This window comes from Clostridium chromiireducens (genome assembly GCF_002029255.1).
Lineage (GTDB): Bacteria > Bacillota > Clostridia > Clostridiales > Clostridiaceae > Clostridium > Clostridium chromiireducens.
Genome location: NZ_MZGT01000031.1, coordinates 1 through 17,358, shown reverse-complemented (window position 1 = coordinate 17,358; position 17,358 = coordinate 1). Strand labels below are relative to the sequence as shown.

Here is a 17,358-nt window from a genome sequence, read left to right as displayed (position 1 = left end):
TCTGATATAAATTTTACACTCACAACTAAGGAACATTAAAAAATTAACAAGTCCATTTGCCATACAATTTATTCTCATATGCCTAATATATCTTCATATATTCCTTTGGTGCCATCCCTGTGAGCTCCTTAAATACTTTGCAAAAATATTTAGAATCACAGTATCCAACCCGTTCAGCCACTTCATAAATCTTCATTTTCTTACCTGTCAATAATTCCTTTGCTTTATCAATTCTGATTTCTTTTAAATAATCTGAAAAACTTTTTCCTATTTCCTTTGTAAATAATCGACTTAAGTATTCTGGAGTTATATTCATTCCATTTGCTATTTCCTCAAGGGAAACTTTATCACTATAATATTCATTTATATAATTAATTGCTTTTCTTACAATCAATGAATTTACTTTAGTCCCCTCACCATTTCTTTCACATACTTTATCAATTACACGATTTAACTGTTCTTTTAATTCATTAAATGTACAGCTAACTTTAATGGCATCTAAAATACCTTCATTTTCACACTCAATATACATGTTATTATTAAAACTCTTGGAGACTGTTAAAATCGAAAAAATATATTTGCTGCAAACATCTATTACCTCAGTCGGATAGTAAACATTCTCCTTTAAATATGAAATAAATCTTTTATTAACATCTATTAATTTTATTTTGTTATTATTTTTTATTGCATTTAATACTTCATTTTCAATTTTTATTGGGTAGCTACAGTGATTTATTTTCAATTTAGAAATTAATTCGTCATAAATTATTTCATCATTTCCAAGTACAATTGGCCACCTAGACAATATTTGAAGTTTATTAAATGAATCTCCTATTTCCTCTAATCTATTTAAATTGATAATACTAATAGCAATATCAGAAAAACCGCTTTTTCTTAAAATGTATAATAAGTTATACTTTAACATTTTAAGAAATTCAGTAAATATTTTTTCTGTATTTATTAAGATCGGTAAATAATTACATTCCTTTATAATTGAATAATAAAAAATATCGATCTCATAATTTTTCATAAAATTACATATCTCTTTTACTATAACTTCACTTTTCTCTTTATACTTAGTCCGTAAATACAAATTTACAAGATATATGTTTTCATCTTTTTTTATATCATCTTCAATAAATTTATAAAACTCTTTTAAATTGTTACCTTTATTCAATAATATTTGTTCCAATATTTCTTCTTTAGATATACGATTTCCAAGCTGTAATGCTTTTTCTTTTTGTAAACTTAATTTTCTTTCAATTTGTTCCATACTAATTTTTAAATCACTATACGTTATTGGCTTCAATAAATATTCTTCAATTCCAAGCTTTATTCCCTTTTGTGCATATTTAAAGTCTGAGTATCCACTCAGTATAATAACATATGGGTTCTGACCATCCTCTTTGATTTTTTCAAGCATTTCTAATCCATTTAATTTAGGCATTTCAATATCAGTAAAAATCAGATCTGGTTTATGTTCTTTAGCTAATATTAAACCTTGTTCTCCATCAGATGCTTTTCCACAAACAACATAGTTATCATTAATCTTTCCAAGTAAATTCCCTAATCCTTCCCTGGCATTAATCTCATCTTCTACTATCAGAATTTTCATAACTCTTCCTCCTAAATATTAAAGCACAATCAAGAAAATAATGAACCAGTATCCTTTTCTATTTGGTATCTTTAGTCTATTGTTTTTTTCGATGTATCTAATGGAATTACTAATGTAATTGTAGTACCTTCCTGTTCTACACTTTCAATTTCAAATTTAGCATCTTCTCCATAATAAATTTTTATCCTATCGAAAACATTCTTTATTCCTAGATTTTCATCTTCATCCATTTCCAATTTTATGTTATTAATTATTTTTTCAAGCTTGTCCTTTTCAATTCCATTTCCGTTATCGTTAACTATAATTTTAATATGATTACCTTGAATTTTATTTATGCTGACATTTAAATTTCTTCCGTCATTATAGCCTTTGAATCCATGAATAATAGAATTTTCTATTAAAGGCTGTAATATTAGTTTATGAATTCTGTAACTCAAAACTCTTTCATCCACCTCTAAATTAAGTACAAAACTATTATTAAATCTAATCTGCTGTAAGTACACATATTTTTTCAACCATTCAACCTCATCATAAATAGCTACTTCTTTATTTATATCTCCTATACTATATCTTAGTATTTGAGCAAAATTTCCAATGGTATTGCTAACTTCATAATTCTCATTTTTAATTGCCATCCAATTTATGCAATCTAAAGTATTATATAAAAAATGTGGATTAATTTGCGCAACAATTGCTTTTATCTCAGCCTCTCTTCGCTTATTTGATAATTCAACTATATAACGATTTTGATTCTTTACATCTTCTACCAATATATTTATAGTTGATAACATTTCATTAAACTCGTCACCTATAAATGCCAATTCATCTTCAGTATTAAGCTCTATTTTCGCATTAAAATTACCTTTCTTAGCTTCTTTCATGCCATTGACAATAATTTCAACTGATTGGTAAAATTTGTTTGAAAATATTATAATAATGACCATCACGATGATTACAATTATCCCCAAGAATGCAAATGTTAAATTTCTTAATAGATTAACCTCATAAAACAAATTATCCTTATCAACAATATTAATTATCTTCCAACCAACACTATCTATATGAATACTATTAACTGAAATATTTCTATTTGTAAAACTAGGAATTGAATAAATTAATTGATTAAGAGTTTTACTATTCTCTTTACCATCAATTCCTGTACTTGAATAATCTTTTATATAGGTACCAATATATTTCTTATCTTCAAAGGATATAATTCTTCCATCATTATTAACTATTATAGAGCACATATTTATTCTATCCTCAGGCAAATTTTCTTTGTCCATTCCCACGTTACATACATCAGATAACACCTGTTCGTCAAAGCTCATAATAATTATACCCATTTCATTTTTAGTCCTTATATCCCTAACTCTTAAGCCCATATGGAACATATATTCAGATTTTCCTCCTATATAGCTATTAGGAGTTGTAGGCAATATAACCGGTGTATTACTATTAGAAATTTCAGAATAAATTTCATTTTTAGCAGAATCGCTATATATATTCCATACTCTATTATTTATACCTTGATTACTTTTATCATAATATACATTTCTTCCGTCCTTCCCCACAAAAGTTATAGCCCTAATTTGACTTCTTGAATATGAGTAAGATCCGAAGGCATCTCTGATTTTATTAATAGATGCTGCCTTTTCAAATTCATTTCCATCGTTGAACATTTTCTCTAAATCTAAACAATCATTATCCGCTGCTATTCTGTATAAAGTATCCTTGTAGTAATTCGTATCAGTTTCTATATTAGTTTTTATGTAAAATAAATTCCTATCTGTAAGATTTGTGATTTTCTTCTCAAGATAATGCTGTGATAGCTTATACAAAAACATTTGACTAAATACCATTGGTATAATTGAAATAATTATAAATATACTTAACAACTTTGCTTTTATACTATAACGTTTCCAATTGGAATAATATTTAATGTTATCTTTTATGTTTTTAAAAAACCCCATTACTATTAATTTCACCACTCTTTAATATTTTAATTGAATACATATATTATATTCCAATTTTTTACTATTAATCAATAAACATTTTTGAAACAATCCTATTTAATATATAATTTTTTATTTTAATCCTCTCAACGAAAAATAGTCATCCTTCACGAATGACTATTTTATTTAACTTATTTATAACGCTATTTCGTTTTATTCATTAACTTGCTTCAAAACATAGTACCAAGGAGTTGCTCCTCTTTCTATATAGTCACCATTTTTCCATTCGAAGAACATATATTTTGAACCATTTATTTCTTTTATTATATATCTAGATGCTGTTTTATCATTAGAATTTAGTACTAAATCTTTTGTCCAAGTTATATTTTTATCTTGAATTTCACCATTTTCCTCAAAGTTTAAATTGGTTAAGTATAAATCTCCATTCCATGACTTTTTATCTGGATTGAAATTATCTATTTTCTCAACAAAATCAACACTTTCCCATTTTCCGATTGCCTCTGGATCATTTATAAAAGAGTAATCAATTTTATCAACTCTTGTCTCTACTTCATTTCCAGACATATTAGTATTAAAGGATGGCGTAGAGCTAACCTTCTTTAATACATAATAACTAGGTTTCATTCCTCTAATAGTATAATCCCCACTTTTCCATTGAAAGAACATATAAGTTGCACCATCAAGTTCTTTAATTTCATAACTACTGTCAGTCTTATCTGCAGCATTAAGAATATGATTCTTTGTCCAGTTGAATACTGTTTTAGGAACCTTTCCATCCTCTGTAAAGTTTAGCTCCTTAACAAATAAATCACCTTTAAACTTCTTACTTTTAGTATCAAAATCTTCTATGTTATCAACAAAATCTACACTTTGCCACTTACCTATTATATTAGGATCATTAACAAAATTATAATCAATTTTATCTACATTTACAGCTTTATTCTTATTTGACGTTAAATTTGGAGACGCCTTTGCATCAGTAAGCACAATACCGCTAATTACAAGCAAAGATGCAAGTGCCATTGCAGAAAATCTATAAGCCTTCTTATTAAATAATTTTATCATAATAATTCTCCTTCTTACTTCAGATTTATTATTTGCTATTGAAGTTGTTCCAATTAAAGGAACTGATTTTGAAAAATGGTCTATGATATTTATAATCGTAAAACCATATTCTCTAACTTCTTCATCTTCTGTGTAAGAAAGTGCAAGGGAATCACAACAAACTTCCATGTCTTCCTTCATTTTTCTTAGTCCGTATTGAACAATTGGATTGAACCAATAAATGGCTTTTAAAAAAATAATTATCCAGTTAATAAATACATCTTTACGTTTTAAGTGAGATAATTCATGAAGAAATACATATCTTAATTTATCGGCAGATATTATCTCTTGAACGCCCTTGGGAATTAGAATTATAGGTTTAAAGTAACCGAATAATGCTGGAATCTTTACAATAGAAGTTTCTACTAGCAATACCTCTTTTTTAGTTCTCATCTTATTTCTGCAGTAACTCAATATAGATAAGAATTCATCATTACTTGATATAATCTCACCATTTATTTTATCACTCAACTTTTTATATGCATAAAGAATATATGATGAAATAACTAGTGCTCCGATAAACCATATAAAACTCAAAATATTTACGCTCGATAAACTAGAATTCACAACTTCATTGCTACCTAGGTCCATGGAATTTATACTTCTTAGAATAACATCATGATTATAAATGGTGTTATATTCACCACTCATTTCTACCAGTGTATTTCCAAAAGGTAATTTTGTACTAGAAAACAATAAAAGAATATTGTTCCCTACTTTATCTACAATATTGAATATACTAAAATCACTTTCAGGCAGCTTAAATATTGATAAACGTAGTATTACTAAGAACCATAACGCGTATTGAAATTTTATTCCTAATCTGTTTCTAGCAAATTTTCTAAGGATTAGAATTAAAGAAATTAAAATGCTAGCGGTAATAGATGTTTGGATTACTATTTTAAATAACTGATTAAAAAAATTCATAGCTGTATACATACACTATTTATTCCTTTCATCCAATATCCTTTTAAGGTCTTCTATATCCTCTTTGCTTAAATCACTTTCTTTTAGAAAACTTACTAGCATATTTTTAATAGCTCCGTTATAAACCTTACTTAAAAATGTTTGATTTTCAGCACGTATGCATTCATTTTCATTTACTAACGGATAATAAAGATATTTTCTACCTTCTTCTTTAAATCCAAGCGCATTTTTACTAACCAATCTGCTTATCAATGTCTTTATTGTTTTAGGCTTCCAATCCTTCATACTTTCTAAAGCCTCAATAATTTGATTTGATGTGCGTGGCGAATCTGCCCATACAATCTTCATAACTTCCCATTCTGCCTCTGATATCTTAGGTATCTCTACCATAACTTTCACTCCTCTACTTTAGAATTACAATTGTAATCTTCTTTAAGTATACAACTGTAATCCATCTATGTCAATATATGTTTTGGTAAAAATTTCTTTTGTTTTTTGAAAAGAGGTTCTTTAAGACAAGTTTTAAGGTAATATCTCAAAGCAAGTGATGAACCTGCTTTTTTTGATACATACTAAATTACGCAACAAAAAAATATCGCAAATTCATTTTTTATTGAATATTGCGATATTCTAATTTAAAATATATATTCATTAAGTCAATAAATATATATTTTATTAATTGCTATATATTTTGAATAATTTCCCCAAAAGTTAGAAATAATATCTAAATGTTATGAAATAAATTTTCATTTGTACCCTAGTTAAATAGTCCAACTATTCCCTAGGGCTATTTTCTTATAGTAGCACTTTAAAAAACTATTGTAAATAAGATATCTTATTTACTCACTACGACACACACGAAACCCTTGATCGGGCCCCATACCATTTGCATCATATTTGCCTTGGAAAGACGACTCGCAGCTGGTTACATCACCAATCCAACCGCCGCCCTTACAAACTCTCACGGAGATGACACTAATATCCAAACCTTTGTACCAGTCCCAGCACCATTCCCTTACATTCCCTGACATATCGTAAAGTCCTAACTCGTTTGGTTTCTTACTACCAATAGATTTTGTTTTATTATTGTTATTTTCTATAGCAGGCCAATTCCAGTCTCCTGATAGGTATTTATCTCCAGCATTTCTCCAATACCAAGCTACTTCATCTGCTTTATTATTACCACTATATGTGTAATTCTTACTCATCTGACCTCCATCTGCAGCATATTCCCACTCTGCTTCTGTTGGCAGCCTATAACCATTAGTGCCTTCATTGATTGTTACTGTCCACTTTATATCATCGTTATTATTTTTGTTATCTGGGTCTTTTTTATTCTTGTCTATATTGTAATATGGTTTTAATCCCTCTTTTATACTCCTTTTATTACAGTACTCAACGCATTCATACCAACTTACCATTTCTACCGGCAAATTACCTCCTTTAAATTGTGAAGGATTATTTCCCATTACATCACTCCACTCTTTTTGAGTCACTTCATACTTGCCAATATAAAAGTTTGAAATTTCTATGTTTTTTCCATAATAGTTAGACTTTGTGTTAATGAAAGTCCCACCTTTGACTAATATAAGGTTGTCTGATTTTACTTGGGAACAAGCGCTGAAAACAATCATTATTGCCATAGAAAGAAATATTAATAATTTTCTCATTGATGTATCTCCTTTAAACTTATGTGAAAAGTTATATATTGTGTTATACAATATTCAGATAGTCTTAAAATCGACCTGATTGGCCAAAAATGTAGCTCTACAGGAATCTCTTCGTCTTCAGAAAGATAATATTTAAGTAATATGCAGGTAAGTATATTGTTCTATAATATATAAGTCCTAAGCTGTTACCATACTGTTACGTTAGCACTTCCACTGCTTTGATATCCTTCTGTAGCTATTAATTGGTAAGCCCAGCTAGATCCTAAAGCCATTCCTTTGCTTCCCCATGCGTCAGCATGGTTTTTCATAGTGATGGCGTTGTTTGTACCAGTTGATCTCTTAGATTGTCTAACACTCCAGAACTGTTGGAAAGTTGCAGTACCGTCAATTGATGGTTGATTAGTTCTAGTGGTTGTATATATGTCGTAAGTTCCTCCATCACTAGTTACAGTACCCTTATAAGTTCCAGTTGGTCTATAAGTACCCCAGTTATCAACAATGTAATATTCTATAAGTGAGTTTCTTGTCCACCCATATAGAGATATATACCCATTACCAGAAGGTGCAAATTGACCAGCATTGTAGTTTGCTACTCTAGTGTATGATCCTGAATTCCAGCCTTTACCTACAACGAAGTTTCCACAATTTGACCATGTAACACTATAGTTACCACCAGAACCATTAACAGCATTTACTGTCCCGCCACCATCAGTCCAATTTTGCCAATAGTCTGTCGCTGCATTCGCGTTTACGTTTACAAAAGAAAGCGCAAGTGTACAACACATTAATGATGCCAAAAATAATTTTAATCCTCTTTTTTTCATTCTTCATTTCCCCCTATAGATTGTAACTATTCAGTTACCTTATAATATTAAATAGTTCTATTTATTATCTACTTACCTGCATACTATTTGAATATTACCTCTTATAAATCACTCTCTTTCATTTTTTATTCGTTGTTTTTCCAGTACGTAATTTATCCTATGTAACATTTCTAAAGCTTTCATCTGTCACCCCCTTTATAAAAAGAATTTTTCATAAAAAAACAAAAGTATTGATTTTAGATATCTTTCCAATAATCAATTAAAACTGAGCTGCTGCAATAAAAATCTCAAAAAAAGTATTAATATTTTGTCAATTAATGGTGAAACTTTAAGTAAAAAAAGATATGTCTATTAGAATATTAAGAAATTTTGCTATGACATTCCTCATAGCAGTAGTAAAAACATGCGGTCGTACAGAATTTTATATAACTTAATTAATTCGAATTAACTTTACATTTATTTTACTAAAACTCTTTTTAACTGAAAACCTAACAAATTATAGTTTTTATACCAATTTTTATATATATATATTTCATTTTATTTCTTGAAAATTATGATTTGAGATAATTTTCCATTCGTATCCAATAATTTTATAAAATTAAAATTTATGAATCTTGTGGTATTCATGTGATCTAAATTAAAACCTTCGGAATATATTATTCAATTATATATGCACTTATAATTTTTCCATAGAAAGCTAATTGATCTTATTGTTTGAAATATATGCCTTTTCAAATTATTCCTCAATACTCTCTTTAGTTAATAATGTCCTGTGGTCATTTAAAATTCTGAATATTTATTATTTATTCTCACATAATAAAGAGGTACTTAATCGAATAATAATTTTTAAGGTGGTTATCCAAATGAAAAGATTTAGTGTAATATTATTTATTTTTTTATTAATATCACTTAACATAAATTCGATACATTCTTCTGCTCAACTTACAAGATTTTCACAAGGTTTTTATACTATGAAAGATCTAGGTTTAAGTGAAAACATTCCTTATTCTGTTCAAAATCTTTCTCCTTATAATAGAGGAGTGGTTATAGTAATGGATGAAAATCAAATGATTCAGCAACTTTTACGCATACAGCCTTCATCTCCCAAGTATACCTTAACTCCTCTTAAAAATTCATTTAGGTTTATAATATATGGAGATGGTGTTCAATTAGCTTTCTCTTAAAAGACACTTTTACAGTGTCTTTTAGCATTTCCTATTTATCCTATAATTAAGGCATACAATACATTTAGCAGCCCATTCTAGATCAGAAACAGAAAAATTAAATCAGAACTTTCATCTTAGAAATTTCAAACCTTTCCTCCTACACAATATTTTTTACATATGATTGCCTAAACTTCAGATCGAGCTTACTTTTTGAATATACTTTGTCTATCTAATTGTAGTTGACTTGATATTAGATTAATAATTAATTCCTCAATCGCTGATACGGTTGCTATAACACATATTATATACATTAATCCAACTGTATTAATATAATGAAACAATATTGGAAATAGAAATAAAACTATACCAGTAATCTTATTTCCATAAGTGTGAATACTTGCAAACGTTTTATATTTTTTTAGTGCTACAATCATCGATGATAATCTAATAATAGCAATTACAATAATCCAAATGATAATTTCAATTGCAGGATTTATGATTGGATAAAGCAAAAGTAATACTACACCTATCATTATCATGTCAGCAACAGAATCAAGCTTTGCACCAAGTATACTTGTTGTTCTTGTCGTTCGCGCTATAAACCCATCCATTATATCACTGAAGCCACAAATAATATATATTACATAAAAAGCTACACTTAGTGGTTCAATAAAAATCAAAGTTAGAGAAAAAATTATTCTACAAAACGATATGTAATTCGGTATTGTTTTCATCTCACCACCTCATCTGAAGTAAATAATCTGCAATAAGTGTCCCAACTAATGAAATACCTGTGTAAACAAAACACCATATCAGAAAAGATGAATTAAATATAGTAAATGTAGCAATTAAATAGCCTATAAAAACAACACTTAAAATAATTATTTTTTTCTTAACTAAAAGTTGCGACAATAAGGATATTATAAAGGTAAGTAGTGGAAGTATAATTAAAATCATTCCAAATGGATTATCGTTAATACTAAAGGTCGACATATATTTCCTCCTCCAGAATATAGGAATATTGCATACTACTAGAATTAGCCCTATTACTTCAGTTCAACAATCCCTATCCCTTTCTTAATATATTTCTTTACTATGTGTTTCATCAAAATACCATTTGTAGTAATAATTGCATCTTTAACTACATTTACTTTATATTTTCTTTTAAGTCCTCCTAGTGCTGTCCTATATACACAAGTAGCTGCATCTAGTCCTGTCAGATATATTGTATCAATCTCATTTTCTACAAGGTATTTTGAAAACTCTTTTGATGTAAAAGCATCTTGTTGATGCTTAACAAAAATTTTACCATCAACAATTTTCAGCCGCCTGTTGAGTTCTGTGCCATCTTTATTAGCTAGAAGCCTACCACCTGTAACAAGAGCTGCAAATGGCCATTCAATAATTTTGAATTCTTGACAAACATAAATGATCTTATAGTTCATTCTTATGGCATAGTCAATGGAATCATTCACCTTGTTCAAAAATTTCAAGTAATCTTTATACATACCTCTCTCTCCACACATGTCCTCCTGCACATCCATAATAATCAGCGCTTGTTTAGGATCTTTATAATTTGTTATTTCTCTTCCACATGATGTTCCAAAAAGGAAAATAAATCGAATTAAAAGTGGTAAACTAACAAGCAGAAAAGTAAATGGTTTTAAAAAGATTCCAACAAGAGTAAGTACAACAGTAGCAACAATCCTTACGAGTGCATATTTTATTTTCACTTTATTCATGAGTTTCATTTCTCCTAATATTATTATTTTTTACCAATCTTTTATCATAACAATATCATTTAGTACAAATTTAAAATAGTGATAAAAATTATATTTTATCAATGACAATTGTCATATAATTCGACTATTAGGAGCTAACTACAATATTATATTATTAAATATCTAATTAAAACTCTGAAACTAAATTAATTTTCTTTATTATCCCCCTTGATTTATAGATAGTACACAAGTTAATATAAAATTGCAAAATGGACTTGGTGGTAGCTATGGCTACTGCCTTTTTTATTTTATTAAAAAATAAAGGCATATTAAGCATTTCTACATAATCTACCTTTATAACGTTTACAAATATTGCATTTGAATGAAAATTTCTCAATATCTTACTTATGATAATTTATTTTACAGTATGCTTTCGATACTTTTAATTATAGGCTCTCCTGCTAATGGTTTATATATCATAATTTTCGCGATACCTTCTGGCCCATTAGGACTCAAAACTCTTAATTTACATATAAAGCAATAATTTGTTCCATTTACAACTTGAGTGGCTAACATTTCTGGCTCATAATCTGCACTTACTAATCCATTCAGAGCTGTCTTAAGAACTTTGATATCTCCATCTGTTATAATATTATGGACTCTCCACCCTCCTGGTATTCTCACAATAATCATTCCCCCAATTTTATATATTTTAACTTAAGAAAATAAATTAGATAATCCTCAAATTATTAATATTATATTCACTCTTCATAATCAAATTCACCTATTTTAAAACAAAATTTATGAATAAGCTTTTACGGATAATAGTTTAACTTATGTTTATAATAAATACAAGAAATATTCCCATTTAAAAGATAGGGATATTAGATAAGAGACTGATTACTTTAATTCTATTTTGTAATCAGCCTCTATTTTAAGTTTTTTAATTGATTGATTTAAATGTCATTTATATATAAACTATACCTTAAATTTCTGTACCATTTCATTAAGTTTTTGTGCAAGCTCTGCTTGACTTTGTGCTGTCAATGCTACTTGTTCTATTGCTTTTGTAGTTTCACCCATGCTATCTTTTATCATATCAGCTTCTTCACTTGATTTTTGTGAAGTTTGTGCCATATTTTGAACAGCTTCACTGACTTGTCCAACAGTTGCTGAGATTTCTTCTGACATAGCCGCAATTTCTTCTGACATATTGCTTACAAAGTTCGAATCATTATAATACTTATTACCTGTTTCATTATAAGCATTAAATTGTTCATTTATATCTGTATTTATAAATTCTAATATATCGCTGCCTGCATTAATACTGCTATCAAATGCAAACTGAACTTTAGAGATAGTACCTTGAATATTTATTACTGCATCAGAGGATTGCTCTGCAAGTTTTCTGACTTCTTCAGCCACTACTGCAAACCCTTTACCTTGTTCTCCTGCCCTAGCCGCTTCAATTGCAGCATTTAATGCAAGCAAATTTGTTTGCTCGGCTATACTTCCAATAGTTTCTGCCATAACTTTTATAGTTTCTACTACTTTTCCATCTTCGATAGCTTTCTGCATCTTTTCTTGTTTATCAGCATACACTGTTCTCGTATTTTCCATTGCCTTTTGGCTATTGTTTTTAACTTCTGTAGATCTTCTTTTAGACTCATTTGCATTATGACTTCCTTCCATAGCTTTAGAAGAAAGTACAGTAACACTTGAATCCACTTCTTCAATAGATGCACTTATTTCCTCTGTAACAGCACTGGATTCCTGCATTGCAAAAGCGATAGAATCTACTGCTTTATCTATTTCAATAGCCTTTGACGATAGTTCTTCAACTGTTGCTGAAAGTTCTTCGGAAGATGCACTTAAATCCTGTGAATTTTCCATAATTGCTTTTACTAATCTGCTTACATTTTCTTGTGCAGCATTTAAAGCTGCACCTGTTTGTCCAAATTCATCTTTTCTTGTTATAATAATTGGAGTTGAAAAATCATAACTGGATAATCCTTGTGCAAAATCTCTTATCTTTTTTAATGGCCCTATTATATTTTTACTTAACATATACGCAATAAAAAGAATAATTAAGAAGGCTACGGCTGTAACAATTATTATTGTATATCTAACACTACTAAATTGAGCTGCATTATCTAAATTAGCTTGTTTAGCAGCATTAGAATTTACCTCAATACATTGTTCTATGTTTTTAAGCAAAGAATCTTTTATTTTAGTTAGTTCACCATTGCTAATTTTAACCGCTTCATCATAATCACCTTTTTTAGCAGAGTCAATTGCATTATTTCTTACTTGAATATATTTAGCTAAGTCATTTTTTAATGCCTCATAAATTTGTTTTTCTTCCTCTGATGTAATTAAGCTCTCAAATTCTATCATAATTTTATCATTTGTTGCATCTATATCATTTATGGTCTTTACATAATCATTTATTTTTGAATTATCTCTTTCAAAAACTAGCCTATTGTAGGTAGCTCTCATGTTATTAATATTTCCTTTAATTTCTCCTAAATCCCTAATAGAAAATAAATACGAGCTATACAAATTCTGAGCACTATTATTTATTTTTCCAGCACTCGTAATACCTTCTGCCCCTATTGCAATCATAAAAATACAAATCACTGAAAATACTGAAACAAGTTTATTTTTAACACCTAGATTAACAAAAAATTTCATTTTAATTCTCCCCTTTTTCGCCATAGTATATTCTTAAAACATTTACCAAAAGTAGTTTAAAATAATTTAAAACTTTAAGTATAACTTAATAATTGCTATTTACCTTATACATACATCGTCTCTTAATCGACATATTATAAAGTCATCTCCAATTTTACTTTATTCTGTAACATCTTTCAACCTATTATTGCACAACTTACTTTTTCAAACTCTTCACTATTCTTCTGACGCACAACATTTTTGATTTGAAATCATATTATTTTTATCCAATCCATACTCTTTAATAATAGTATAAAGAGTACCATCCGCCTTCATTTCATTAACTATTTTATTTATTTCCTTTACAATAGAAATATGATTTTTTCTAACTGCAATTCCTATATTTCCAGGCAACTTCGGAGTATAGTCTTTTAATGTTCTTAATAAAAGTTTATTATCTTTTGCTAATAAGCTGTCTACTACTATACCATCAGCTAGGCCCGCGTGAATCCTTTCATTATTTATTTCCATTAATAAGTCAGATGTATTCTCAAAAATCACTACCTCTTTTACTAAATTATTTTCCTTCCAATTTTGCGCTAATTCCATAAATACTGTTCCTTTTTCTACCCCAACTATTGAATTTTTTAAATCATCCATAAAATTAATCTTTGAATATTTAGGAACAACAACAGTTTCTGCTTCTTTATATAAAGGCTCACTAAATGTCACAATCTCTTCACGCTCAGGTGTTATATATATTCCTCCAGCTGCCATGTCTATACTATCATCAGTATTTAATTTCTCTAATAAATTTGAAAATACTGTTTCCCTCATATCAACTTTATTTACACCCATGCGCTTTGCGATTTCATTTATTATATCTGCATCAATTCCTGATATTTTCTTTGTTTCTGAATCTTTATAAAAAAAAGGATAATCATATAGAGGAGTAGCAACAGTTATTACTCCTTTTTCTTTTATTGTTTGCAATCTGTCTTTTTCTATTGAGACATTCGCTATTTCAGTTTTACTATAATTTTTTGTAGTAGTACCTCCAAGTATCATTCCTGTAAAATTTATAATAACAATTGATATTAACAATTTATGTGATATTTTTCTCATAAAAATCTCCTCCATAAATCATGTTATTTTATCTATAAGGTTGCTCATTCTGTATATCTTTATATTTCTAACTCTATATGTAATCACTCTACCATGATTATCTAGTATTATCATCCTAAACCACCCATTTATGCTATAACTATATACCTCTTAAAACTGATCATAAAGATAAAGCTAATTAATCATATTCTCTTTATCAAGTCCATTCTCTACGAGAATAGCATATAGAGTGCCATCTGCTTTCATCTCATTAATCTTTTCATTAAATGCATTTAACAATGCTGTATCATTTTTTTCAATTGCTATTCCCACATTTCCAGTTACTTCAGGCGTATAATCCTTTAGTATCCTCAATAAAAGATTTTTGTCTTCTAATAAAAGATGTTTTACAATAACAGAATCTACAATACCTGCGTCAATTTTATAATTATTTATAGCATTTAATAAGTCAGATGGTGTCTCAAAAATTTCTATATCTTTTATTAAGTTATCTTTTTTCCACCTTTCTGCCTGTGTCACAAATACTGTTCCTTTCTCTACCCCAATTACTGCATTCTTTAAATCACTCATAAAATTAATTTTCGAAAATGTCGGAACTACGATAGCCTCTGATCCCTTATATAAAGGCTGAGTAAATGATACTATCTCCTCACGCCTTGGAGTTATATATATACCTCCGGCTGCAATATCTATACTGTCATCATTTTTTAGTTCTTCTATTAGTTCTGAGAATGGTGATACCTTTATTTCAATTTTATTAATTCCAAGTCGATTTACGATTTCGGTTACTATATCAGCATCAATTCCTGATATCTTATGCGTTTTAGGATCTAAATAAAAGTATGTAATATCCTTTAATGGTGTAGTAACAGTTATTTTCCCTTTTTCTTTTATAGTTTCCAATTTATCTTTTTTCACTGACTCAGTTACATTTGTTATTTGACTATTATCTATTGTAGCAGCACCTTCAAGTATTATTCCTATAAAATTTATAATAGTAATTAATGTTAATAATTTCCGTAATATTTTTCTCATATAAATCTCCTTTAAATGAATCATTTGAATTTATGAGGTTTACTACTGCATCACACAAAATAAAGCAGTAGTTTTATTCATACTACTGCTATTTTGCTATAAACTATTAATTTTTAAACATAAATTTTAGATAACTTATATATTGAAATTTAAAACTAACTCATTTAATCTTTCTGCATCATTAATCTGCTACTGCATTTATTTAATTAGCGCTTTCTTTAATCTCAATTAATCGGTGAATACTATCAGTTGAATTTGAAGCTAATTGAGTTATTCCTGCTGAAAGCTTACTAAGCTCGTTTATATAAACTTTATTATATTATATTATTCCCTTTGCTTCTTTCCAGTCGACCAACAGATTATAGCGTTGTGTTCTGAAGCGTAAAACACAATAATTAGCGTCTTCTGGACCACTGAAATGATTAGCAAGGCCATCATACCACATTTCTTTTTTTACATCTGAGTCGTTCAATATTTCTATAGTACCAACAAGGGTAATATTATAATCGTCAGCATTAAAACAAACGCTGGCCCTATTACACTTGTTAATTCTATTGGTTCTTGTACCTCCAAGACCAGTACAGAATGTAATCCAATTAATACCACCTGCCTTTGAAGCAGTTATTGTAGATGCTGTTGGATAACCATCCAAATCAACTAGTGACAATACGCAATAAGAAGCCTCTCCTGTATTTTTCTCTACAATTTCTCCAGCCCTTTTAATGATTTCCTCATTCATTTTTCATCCTCCTTATCCTATATTACTCCGCAAAACGTCGTTTTCCTTACATAATAATTAATCAAATTACATATATTGTAATTTGATTCCGTTTGCTTGTCAATCTTATATCATTTTCCAATGAAATTTACAAAGAATAGTCAATAATAATTTAATGATTTTATTGAAAAAAAAATAAGTCCTAGCTTATGCTAGAACTTATTTCCTACTTGGTGACTCCTAGGGGAATCGAACCCCTGTTACCACCGTGAAAGGGTGGTGTCTTAACCGCTTGACCAAGGAGCCATATTAAGTTTTATTTAAATTAAATTGGCGACTCAGAAGGGGCTCGAACCCTCGACCTCCGGCGTGACAGGCCGGCACTCTAACCAACTGAGCTACTGAGCCATTATGGTGGCTCGAACTGGAATCGAACCAGTGACACGAGGATTTTCAGTCCTCTGCTCTACCGACTGAGCTATCGAGCCATCTTACCTCGCAACGTCCTACTCTGCCACACAGTTGCCCGTGCAGTACCATCGGCGCTATAGACCTTAACTTTCCTGTTCGGAATGGGAAGGAGTGTTACCTCTATGCCATCATCACGAGATCTTTTGAAAAAACTTTGTTCTTTCAAAATTGCACATAGTTCTTTAATGTATTACAACTTGATTATTTATTGGTCAAGCCCTCGACCTATTAGTATCAGTCAGCTAAATATGTTACCATACTTACACCTCTGACCTATCAACCTTGTAGTCTTCAAGGGGTCTTACTAGCTTATGCTATGGGAAATCTCATCTT

The 17,358-nt window shown here is 29.2% G+C and carries 15 protein-coding genes, 3 tRNA genes and 2 rRNA genes; 1 reads left to right on the top strand and 19 read right to left on the bottom strand.

Annotated features, from left to right (window positions below; all coding sequences use genetic code 11):
- Positions 1 to 82 precede the first annotated feature (82 nt).
- The 6 genes from CLCHR_RS12440 to CLCHR_RS12415 form a co-directional block, all read right to left on the bottom strand.
- Complete coding sequence (locus tag CLCHR_RS12440; protein WP_079440124.1) at positions 83 to 1,615, bottom strand: response regulator transcription factor; 1,533 nt, start codon at positions 1,613 to 1,615, stop codon at positions 83 to 85.
- 71 nt (positions 1,616 to 1,686) lie between these two features.
- On the bottom strand, positions 1,687 to 3,588 hold the full coding sequence (locus CLCHR_RS12435) for a cache domain-containing sensor histidine kinase (protein ID WP_079440123.1): 1,902 nt from the start codon (positions 3,586 to 3,588) through the stop codon (positions 1,687 to 1,689).
- A 195-nt stretch (positions 3,589 to 3,783) separates the two neighbouring features.
- Positions 3,784 to 5,622, bottom strand: coding sequence for a M56 family metallopeptidase (locus CLCHR_RS12430; protein ID WP_242966024.1), 1,839 nt, complete (start codon positions 5,620 to 5,622; stop codon positions 3,784 to 3,786).
- 15 nt (positions 5,623 to 5,637) lie between these two features.
- A complete protein-coding gene (locus CLCHR_RS12425) occupies positions 5,638 to 6,012 on the bottom strand; it encodes a CopY/TcrY family copper transport repressor (RefSeq protein WP_079440121.1) in 375 nt (124 codons plus the stop codon).
- Between the two features lie 449 nt (positions 6,013 to 6,461).
- Positions 6,462 to 7,292: a formylglycine-generating enzyme family protein gene (locus tag CLCHR_RS12420; RefSeq protein ID WP_079440120.1), complete on the bottom strand. Its 831-nt coding sequence runs from the start codon at positions 7,290 to 7,292 to the stop codon at positions 6,462 to 6,464.
- 185 nt (positions 7,293 to 7,477) lie between these two features.
- Positions 7,478 to 8,116 carry a glycoside hydrolase family 11 protein gene (locus CLCHR_RS12415; protein ID WP_079440119.1) on the bottom strand — a complete coding sequence of 213 codons (639 nt, stop codon included), beginning with the start codon at positions 8,114 to 8,116 and terminating at the stop codon, positions 7,478 to 7,480.
- An 863-nt stretch (positions 8,117 to 8,979) separates the two neighbouring features.
- On the opposite strand from CLCHR_RS12415, the gene CLCHR_RS12410 reads away from it, so the two are divergent.
- On the top strand, positions 8,980 to 9,300 hold the full coding sequence (locus CLCHR_RS12410; protein ID WP_079440118.1) for a hypothetical protein: 321 nt from the start codon (positions 8,980 to 8,982) through the stop codon (positions 9,298 to 9,300).
- 185 nt (positions 9,301 to 9,485) lie between these two features.
- On the opposite strand, the gene CLCHR_RS12405 is transcribed toward CLCHR_RS12410, so the two are convergent.
- From CLCHR_RS12405 to CLCHR_RS12345, 13 genes are all read right to left on the bottom strand, one after another.
- Entirely contained in the window at positions 9,486 to 10,016 is a 531-nt protein-coding gene (locus tag CLCHR_RS12405) for a CDP-alcohol phosphatidyltransferase family protein (protein ID WP_079440117.1), read from the bottom strand.
- 1 nt (position 10,017) lies between these two features.
- Entirely contained in the window at positions 10,018 to 10,275 is a 258-nt protein-coding gene (locus CLCHR_RS12400) for a DUF2651 family protein (protein WP_079440116.1), read from the bottom strand.
- A gap of 53 nt (positions 10,276 to 10,328) precedes the next feature.
- Positions 10,329 to 11,024 (bottom strand): cysteine hydrolase family protein, encoded by a 696-nt coding sequence (locus CLCHR_RS12395; protein ID WP_169896789.1) that lies wholly within the window; start codon positions 11,022 to 11,024, stop codon positions 10,329 to 10,331.
- A gap of 399 nt (positions 11,025 to 11,423) precedes the next feature.
- Positions 11,424 to 11,696 carry a hypothetical protein gene (locus CLCHR_RS12390; protein WP_242966023.1) on the bottom strand — a complete coding sequence of 91 codons (273 nt, stop codon included), beginning with the start codon at positions 11,694 to 11,696 and terminating at the stop codon, positions 11,424 to 11,426.
- Positions 11,697 to 11,981: 285 nt separating this feature from the next.
- Positions 11,982 to 13,697 carry a methyl-accepting chemotaxis protein gene (locus CLCHR_RS12385; RefSeq protein ID WP_079440113.1) on the bottom strand — a complete coding sequence of 572 codons (1,716 nt, stop codon included), beginning with the start codon at positions 13,695 to 13,697 and terminating at the stop codon, positions 11,982 to 11,984.
- Between the two features lie 216 nt (positions 13,698 to 13,913).
- Positions 13,914 to 14,801: an ABC transporter substrate-binding protein gene (locus CLCHR_RS12380; protein ID WP_079440112.1), complete on the bottom strand. Its 888-nt coding sequence runs from the start codon at positions 14,799 to 14,801 to the stop codon at positions 13,914 to 13,916.
- A gap of 174 nt (positions 14,802 to 14,975) precedes the next feature.
- Positions 14,976 to 15,836, bottom strand: coding sequence for an ABC transporter substrate-binding protein (locus CLCHR_RS12375; RefSeq protein ID WP_079440111.1), 861 nt, complete (start codon positions 15,834 to 15,836; stop codon positions 14,976 to 14,978).
- Between the two features lie 319 nt (positions 15,837 to 16,155).
- Positions 16,156 to 16,575 (bottom strand): pyridoxamine 5'-phosphate oxidase family protein, encoded by a 420-nt coding sequence (locus CLCHR_RS12370; protein WP_079440110.1) that lies wholly within the window; start codon positions 16,573 to 16,575, stop codon positions 16,156 to 16,158.
- Between the two features lie 210 nt (positions 16,576 to 16,785).
- Positions 16,786 to 16,860 (bottom strand) — tRNA-Glu (locus tag CLCHR_RS12365).
- Between the two features lie 25 nt (positions 16,861 to 16,885).
- Positions 16,886 to 16,962: transfer RNA gene (locus CLCHR_RS12360), tRNA-Asp, on the bottom strand.
- A 4-nt stretch (positions 16,963 to 16,966) separates the two neighbouring features.
- A tRNA-Phe gene (locus tag CLCHR_RS12355) sits at positions 16,967 to 17,042 on the bottom strand.
- Between the two features lie 5 nt (positions 17,043 to 17,047).
- Positions 17,048 to 17,164 (bottom strand): 5S ribosomal RNA (rrf, locus tag CLCHR_RS12350).
- 69 nt (positions 17,165 to 17,233) lie between these two features.
- Positions 17,234 to 17,358 (bottom strand): 23S ribosomal RNA (locus CLCHR_RS12345); the annotation flags it as partial.